We start from the raw sequence: 7,905 nt of genomic DNA on the forward strand, positions 1-7,905 counted from the left end.
TCCAACTACTACGGCCCATAGCGGACTTTCACCACCTAGCTAATACCCATGCCGGGCGCACTAAGAAAAGCGAGATCGAGAAATTCACTACATTCCTCGATCTCGCTTACAAAGGTATTGATTAATCAACCTTGACAATCTTTAACTTAATTGTCCCGTTAGGAACTTCAACTTCAACCACTTCGCCGACTTTGTGACCAAGTAATCCCTTTGCCATTGGAGATTCATTAGAAATCTTACCGTTAAATGGATCAGATTCTGATTCACCAACAATTTGGTATTCTTCTGGTTCTTCATCTGGCAATTCTTGAATAGTAATTGTCCGCCCCATTGATACTTCATCCTTATCAACATCTTCGTTATCGATAATTTCAGCATATTGAAGCATGTTTTCAATTTGCGCAATCCGGCTTTCAACCATTGCTTGTTCATCTTTTGCTGATTCATATTCTGAGTTTTCAGATAAATCACCATAACTACGAGCAATCTTTATCCGCTTAATAACCTCTGGGCGACGCTTCAAGCGGTATTCTTCAAGTTCATCTTCAAGCTTTTTCTTCCCTTCAAGGGTCATTGGAAAAGTTTTTTCTTCAGCCATTATAAACACTCCTCATAATTTATCCAGTGCAACATTACCATTTCTACTTTAGCTTGTAAATACCTATCGTAATTCAGTATGTCCTCGTTTTACTAAAATATCGCGGATTTTTGTAGACAACAGGTCGATTGCAACTTGGTTTTCGCCACCTTCTGGCACAATAATGTCAGCGTAGCGTTTAGTCGGTTCAACAAATTGATGGTACATTGGTTTTACCGTAGCCAGGTACTGAGTAATAATTGAGTCAAGAGACCGCCCACGCTCTACCATGTCACGTTGAATTCGCCGAATGATCCGGATATCATCATCTGTATCAACATAAACCTTAATATCCATTAAATCCCGTAAACGTTCATCATCAAGAATTAAGATCCCTTCCAAAATAATGACATCGGTTGGTTCTACATGAACGGTTTTGTCTGAACGCGTATATTGTGTATAGTCGTACACCGGCATCTCAATAGCCTTATTACTCCGCAAATCCGTTAGCTGCTTAATTAAAAAATCTGTATCAAATGCAAGTGGATGATCATAATTTACTGCTTTACGTTCATCCATTGTCATATCTGACTGATCATTATAGTAAGTATCTTGGTTAATAATCTGGATCGCTTGCCCATGCAATTGGTCATAGATCTTATTACTTACTGTTGTTTTTCCGCTACCGGAACCACCTGTAACACCAATAACTACTGGACGCTTATTCTGTTGAATACTCATCAATTTGTCTCCCTCATTAAACTTTCTAATCTGAAATAGTATATAGCACTCTTTTGTGATGCGCAAGATAATTACTAATTTAAATTATTAAAGGCGAGCTGAAAAGAGGAGATTAATGCATTACAACATAGTAATTTCCAGGGAAGTATTGTTGGTCGGTAATTTTGACTGTTTCATTTTCGTTTGGTGCTTGGATAATCCGACCATCCCCTAGTGAAATAGCGACGTGGTATGGCGCATCATCAGAACCATAAAAAACGAGGGCCCCATATGGCGCGTTTAAGACATTATCGTGAATATGTGGTCCTAAAGCTTGTTGTTCATACGTCGTCCGTTGAGGAATCCCGTAGCAATATTGAACCAAACCAGAACAATCAAATCCACCTGGCTTATTACCACCCCAAACATAAGGGGTTCCTAAATAAGACATTGCCTTGTTAACAGAATCTTGTAGACTTTGACTGTTCTTGTTGGCTTGATCCTTTTTCTCGGTGTTATTAGCAGGTGTTTCATTTTTATCTTTGGTTGGAATTGTCAACTTTTGTCCTGCAAAAATCAACTCTTTATTTTGCAAGTGATTAGCGGTTGCAATATCATCCGCACTAACATTATACTTTTGCGCAATCCCGTTTAAACTATCGCCAGCATTAACTGTAACAGTTGTATCAGCCTTAGCAGTTACAGTACCCATTGCCATTGCGCCAGCTACCCCTAACGACGATGCAAGAATTTTCTTTGTTGTTGATTTCATTATTTCGTTTATCCCTCTTTATATCAGATATTCTTATTTTTTTATCAAACTATTAATAAAATAGCAGAAAAATTCAGGTCCTTCAACCACTAATTATTAGTTTAGCGATTGATCCTATAATATAAATACGTAAAAAATAATTATTTGCACTAAAAAAGGCCGAAAAATTCCAGCCTTTTTTATTTTTAACGAATTTCTGCATCAACCTTATCTTGCAAGTAAGCAGTAACTTTATCAAAGGCCGCGTTTACCTGGTCTTCAGTCAACGTTCCTTTATCATCTTGATAAGTTAAGGTGTAAGCTAATGACTTCTTACCGGCAGGAAGGTGAGAACCAGCATAAACATCAAATAGGTGAATGTCCTTCAGGTAAGCACCACCCTTTTGCTTAATAGCCTCTACAATCGTTGCATTTTCAACCTCATTATCAACCAAGAGGGCAATATCGCGAGTGATTGAAGGATACTTACTAATAGGTGTATATTCATTTTCAATCTTTGGTGCAGCTAGTAATGATTCTAGATTTAATTCAAATACGTATGTTTCTGGAATCTTGTATTCCTTAGCAGTTTGTGGGTGAACTTGACCAATGAAGCCAACTAATTGGTCATCAACCGTAATATCGGCTGTTCGTCCTGGATGCATTTCTGGCCGATCACTAGTTGGAACATAAGCAACCTTACCAGCAATTCCCATATTCTTAAGGTAACGTTCAACGATCCCCTTTAGTTGGAAGAAATCAACTGGTTGATCCTTCTTATTCCAGCTATTAGCTACCATTTGACCAGTGATAGCTGCTGCAAGGTGTTCTTGTTCTACTGGACGTTCATCCCCCATCGGCAAGAATACCCGGCCCTCTTCATATAGTGCTACGTTATCAACATTCCGCGCCACGTTGTAAGCAATATCATTAAGCAAGCCGCTAACAATATTCATCCGGGTAGCTACATGGTCCGAACTCATTGGGAAGTCAAGTTTCATTGGTTCAGCAAGTGGCTTAATTTGGAATTGCTTAGCCTTTTCAACAGTTGTGAGAGAATAGCTAATTGCTTGAGTTAAGCCCATTCCTTCGAGGTCATGACGACTTGCCCGAATAAACCGTTGGCGTGGAGTAAGTCCTCCCCGGTTACGCGTCATCGTTGGTAAAGTAGATGGTAAGTTATCATAACCGTAAATCCGCGCAATTTCTTCATAAAGATCAGCTGCAAGGCTAATATCCCACCGCCGTGCTGGGGCAATCACTGTTAATTGCTCATCACCATCAACAGTGTAAGCAAATGCCAAGCGATCAAAAATATCAGTAACTTGTTCCATGGTTAAGGAAGTTCCCAGAACGTGATTAATCTTTGCAAGAGATAGTTTGATTGGGGTATCAACTGCTGGCGCTTCACTACCAGTTACAATTCCTGCTGTAATCGTTCCTCCAGCAAGCTCCTTAATCATCTCAGCTGCTTCATTCAATGCGGTTTCAACTGTTGCTGGATTGATTCCGCGTTCAAACCGCATTGAGGATTCACTATGAAGATCTAAGCGCCGTGCTTGCTTCCGGACCATTACTGGATCAAAAATAGCTGCTTCAAGAGCAACAGTTGTCGTATCATCACTTACTGCAGTACCTTCTCCACCCATCGTTCCAGCAAGCGCAACTGGCTGGTCATCGACAGTTACAACAATATCATTTGCTTTTAAGGTTTGTTCATCCCCGTCTAACGTAACAAACTTTTCACCTTCATTAGCGTGACGAACCCCAAACTTTTTACCAGATAATTGGTCATAATCATAACTGTGGAGTGGTTGACCATATTTAAGGAGGATATAGTTAGTCACATCCACGACATTATTTACAGGACGAATACCACTGTTCCATAAGCGAATTTGAAGCCATAATGGACTTTCGGCAATTTTAACACCTTTAATTACCCGTAATTTATAAGTTGAGGCAATCTTAGTATCCGCAATTTCTGCTTGAAGAAGGTCCGCTGTCTTTTCAGTCCCTTCTTCTTTAATTGCAACTTCTTTAAAATGCGACCTTAACCCGTAAAAGGCTGCGATATCATTAACATTTCCATAAATACTAAGCATATCTCCACGGTTAGGAGTTACGTCTGTATCGATGATCGTGTCGTCCATCCCTAAGTACTTAAATACGGGGTCACCGTTTTTAGCATCGTCTGGTAAGAAGTAGATACCATCTTCGTAATCTTTAGGCGCAATCTTGTCGCTAAAACCAATTTCTTGAAGAGCACAAAGCATTCCGTTTGATTCAACACCACGGATCTTACCACGCTTAATCTTTTGGTTATCAGCAATTCGCGCACCGTGAAGGGCAACGATTACCTTTTTGCCTTCTTGAACATTAGGAGCACCACAAACAATTTGGATCGGTTCTTCTTCGCCAACGTCCACTTGACAAACATGAAGGTGGTCTGAGTCAGGGTGATTTTCACATTGCACTACTTCCCCAACAACGATCTTTTTTAATCCGTCGCTTAGTGAGTAAACGTCATTAATATCAACAGAGGTACGAGCAATCTTTTCAGCTAAATCTTGAGGGGCAACATCTAAATCAAGGTATTCTTGAAGCCATTGATATGATACTTTCATTTCACATTATCCTTTCTGGTCAAATTGGTTAAGGAAGCGGACATCATTTTGGTAGAAGTTACGGATATCATCAACGCCGTACTTCAGCATGGCAAAACGATCTGGTCCAAGTCCAAAGGCAAAACCGCCGTATTCTTCTGGATCAACGCCTGACATCTTAAGCACATTTGGATGAACCATGCCGGCACCAAGAACTTCAATCCAACCAGTTTGTTTACAAATTGCACAACCCTTGCCAAGACAGTTGAAACAAGTAATATCTGCCTCAACTGATGGTTCAGTAAATGGGAAGTAACTTGGCCGCAAGCGAACCTTCAACTTGTCACCAAAAAGGTTTTGCGCAACTGCTTCAAGAGTTCCCTTCAAATCAGCCATGGTAATATTTTTACCAACAACCATCCCTTCAATTTGGTGGAATTGGTGACTGTGAGTTGCGTCATCAGTATCACGCCGGTAAACCTTACCTGGTGAAATCATCTTTAGTGGGCCTTGACTAAAATCATGTTTTTCGAGCATCCGTGCTTGCATTGGTGACGTTTGTGTCCGCATCAAAACAGATGGCGTAACATAAAATGTATCTTGCATGTCACGAGCGGGGTGATCTTTTGGCAAGTTAAGCTTTTCAAAGTTATAAACTTCTTGTTCAACTTCATCCCCAACTGCTACTTCATACCCCATTGATACAAACAAGTCCACAACTTGGTCAATGATTTGTTGAATAACATGAGGTTGTCCTTGTGCTACTGGTGTTCCAGGAAGAGTAACATCAATTGTTTGGGCTGCCAACTTAGCGTTCATGGCGGCTTGTTCTAGCTCAGCACGCTTTTCTTCAATCGCAGCTGCTAATTCATCCCGCACCTTGTTAGCAAATTGCCCTACTTTAGGCCGTTCTTCAGCACTAAGATCACGCATGCCCCGTAGAACCGACGTAATAGGCCCCTTCTTTCCCAGCATCTTTACGCGGATTTCATTAATTCGTTTTAAATCCTCTGATTGTTTAATATCTTGCAATCCTTCTTCACGAAGTTCGGCTAATTTCTCTCTTAGTCCCATATTTTCACTCCTTAATTCAAAAAAAGCCTCATCCCAATATAGGGACGAGGCTTCGCGGTACCACCCTAGTTTGTAGGGGAAAATCCTACACACTCTAGTAATCAATAACGGTGATTGGCCGGAATACCATTACGTATCAGCTCCGAAAGTGAAATTCGCCTTAGATCACTGATTGCAATTCTCAGCTCATGGTTGCAACTCTCTAACAGGATCGTCTAGCTACTAGCTCTCATCATCGCTTTTAATTCAATTACATATTCTAGACAATCATCTGTAAGGCGTCAAGCGTTATTTTTAAATCCACTTGTCACTCCATGCGTGAACAGCTTCCATGACTGGCCGCAATTCTTGACCACGTTCAGTTAGCGAATAGTCTACCCGACTAGAACCTTCGTAAGTGTTCCGAACAACAATTTGTTCGTCTTCAAGTTCTTTTAATCGTTCGCATAAGACCCGATCGCTGCACTTCGCAATGCTACTGGCAATATCTTTAAACCGCATGTTGCCATTTTTAAGTAGCACCTCAATGATTAACCCGTTCCATTTCTTTCCCAAGATCATAAACGTACGTGTAAATTTTGGACAAAGTTTACAGTCTTCATCAAGTGCCTTTTCTGCTACTAATTGTTCCATAATTTAACTCTCCTTCTCCTCTACCAAGTTGTTCGCATCCGACGTTTCTTAATCTTCCGACGCATTTTTGCACGTAGCGGTCCAAAGAACTCATGCTCTGCTTCGAAATCGTCAACTAGCGATACAATCAAGCTCTCTGGATAGCGTGGTACTGCCAACGTTGCGCCAAACATATGCTTAAGGATAATATCCTTTTCTTTTTTATTTAACGGGGTTAGCTTTTCAGCATTGCGTAATGCAACTCGGGGATGAATAAAAGCATGAGTCCCTAGATTAAACTTAGTCGTCCGCCAATCATAATAAAAGAGATCATGCAAGAGGCCTGCCCGCGCAGTACTGCGATAATCAAGATGCATTTTTTTAGCAATTTTGTAGCTATCATACGAAACCGCAATAGAATGTTGCAGGCGGGTAGAGTGATGATGCTGAGTATAGTTCGCTAGCTTTTGGACAGCTGGCTGGGCTAAAAGATCGGCAACGATTGAAACATACTCTTTATCGGTGCGCCATTCATTTTTTGATTTCATGTAATACCCCTTTTCTATATTATTGCAATTATCATACACGATTTTAACGAGAAAATAAATTAATTTAATCTAGATTTTGATTGAGCTGAAACATTAAGATTCCTGCAGAGATAGCGACGTTAAGCGATTCGGCTTCACCACGCATTGGGATATAGAGGTTATCAGTTGTCTGTGAAAGAAGGTCATCGCTCATCCCCTGCCCTTCATTGCCCATGATTAAGGCAAAAGTATCACCAGGATCAACAGTCCGGAAGTTTTTGGCTTGGGGATTCAGTTGTGTTCCATACACCGGAGCATTGATTGATTTAAAATCATCAATCCACTTTCTTAAATCACCCTCAAACATTTGAAGGTGGAATTGGCTTCCTTGCATTGAACGAACAACTTTAGGACCAAATAAGTCTGCTGAGCGTTGTCCAACCACTACCCCAGTAAATCCTGCGGCATCCGCTGTCCGCACCATTGTCCCCACGTTTCCTGGATCTTGAACCCGGTCGAGGAAAAGCCATGCTCCATGCAATGGTCCTGCTGGTAACCGATGAGAATCTGGTAAAGCAACAACCGCGGCAATCCCTTGAGGCGTTACCGTATCAGTAATATGCTTCATGATTTCTTCAGTAACTTCATAGGTTGCGTTAGCCATTCCTTCAAGCTCTGGATGGGCAGCTAATTGTTCAGCTGTTCCGACTACTTCTAAAAGCTCGATCCCCGCTTTGGATGCCTCTTGAACTAAGTGCCAGCCATCTAACAGGTAAGTACCAGTCTGCCGTCGTGCTTTTTTGGTTTGCAGCTTCTTCCAATCTTTAACGTGCTGATTATGAATTGATGTTAATTGTTCCATATAATTTGCATGCTCCTTCTTGTTAATTAAATTATACCATGTTCCTGTTGTACAATTGTTATTAACTAATAATAAGTAATAAGTTTTCATTAAGTCATGTGGTAATAAGTCAAGATGTAATTATCACTGACTAGCTTGTCTTGACCAGATTTTGGGTGCACTTAAATAAGCCTTGATAC

8 protein-coding genes and 1 other annotated feature are annotated in these 7,905 nt (G+C 40.7%); all 8 genes read right to left on the reverse strand.

Annotated features, from left to right (window positions below; all coding sequences use genetic code 11):
• Positions 1–121: 121 nt before the first annotated feature.
• The 8 genes from greA to AACL61_RS06670 all read right to left on the reverse strand — a co-directional run bounded on the left by greA (position 122) and on the right by AACL61_RS06670 (position 7,726).
• A complete protein-coding gene (gene greA, locus AACL61_RS06635; protein WP_003664064.1) occupies positions 122–598 on the reverse strand; it encodes a transcription elongation factor GreA in 477 nt (158 codons plus the stop codon).
• Positions 599–661: 63 nt separating this feature from the next.
• Positions 662–1,318, reverse strand: coding sequence for a uridine kinase (gene udk, locus AACL61_RS06640; RefSeq protein WP_003668449.1), 657 nt, complete (start codon positions 1,316–1,318; stop codon positions 662–664).
• Between the two features lie 112 nt (positions 1,319–1,430).
• Positions 1,431–2,069 carry a C40 family peptidase gene (locus AACL61_RS06645; protein ID WP_065533105.1) on the reverse strand — a complete coding sequence of 213 codons (639 nt, stop codon included), beginning with the start codon at positions 2,067–2,069 and terminating at the stop codon, positions 1,431–1,433.
• A 185-nt stretch (positions 2,070–2,254) separates the two neighbouring features.
• On the reverse strand, positions 2,255–4,672 hold the full coding sequence (pheT, locus tag AACL61_RS06650; RefSeq protein WP_339111156.1) for a phenylalanine--tRNA ligase subunit beta: 2,418 nt from the start codon (positions 4,670–4,672) through the stop codon (positions 2,255–2,257).
• A gap of 6 nt (positions 4,673–4,678) precedes the next feature.
• Positions 4,679–5,725, reverse strand: coding sequence for a phenylalanine--tRNA ligase subunit alpha (gene pheS, locus AACL61_RS06655; RefSeq protein WP_035156926.1), 1,047 nt, complete (start codon positions 5,723–5,725; stop codon positions 4,679–4,681).
• 37 nt (positions 5,726–5,762) lie between these two features.
• Positions 5,763–5,970, reverse strand: a binding site (T-box leader).
• A 49-nt stretch (positions 5,971–6,019) separates the two neighbouring features.
• Complete coding sequence (locus tag AACL61_RS06660; protein WP_066035875.1) at positions 6,020–6,358, reverse strand: winged helix-turn-helix transcriptional regulator; 339 nt, start codon at positions 6,356–6,358, stop codon at positions 6,020–6,022.
• 20 nt (positions 6,359–6,378) lie between these two features.
• Positions 6,379–6,885, reverse strand: coding sequence for an HD domain-containing protein (locus tag AACL61_RS06665; protein WP_003668459.1), 507 nt, complete (start codon positions 6,883–6,885; stop codon positions 6,379–6,381).
• Positions 6,886–6,949: 64 nt separating this feature from the next.
• Positions 6,950–7,726, reverse strand: coding sequence for a TrmH family RNA methyltransferase (locus AACL61_RS06670; protein ID WP_003668462.1), 777 nt, complete (start codon positions 7,724–7,726; stop codon positions 6,950–6,952).
• Positions 7,727–7,905 lie beyond the last annotated feature (179 nt).

This window comes from Limosilactobacillus reuteri subsp. porcinus (genome assembly GCF_036621895.1).
GTDB lineage: Bacteria > Bacillota > Bacilli > Lactobacillales > Lactobacillaceae > Limosilactobacillus > Limosilactobacillus reuteri_J.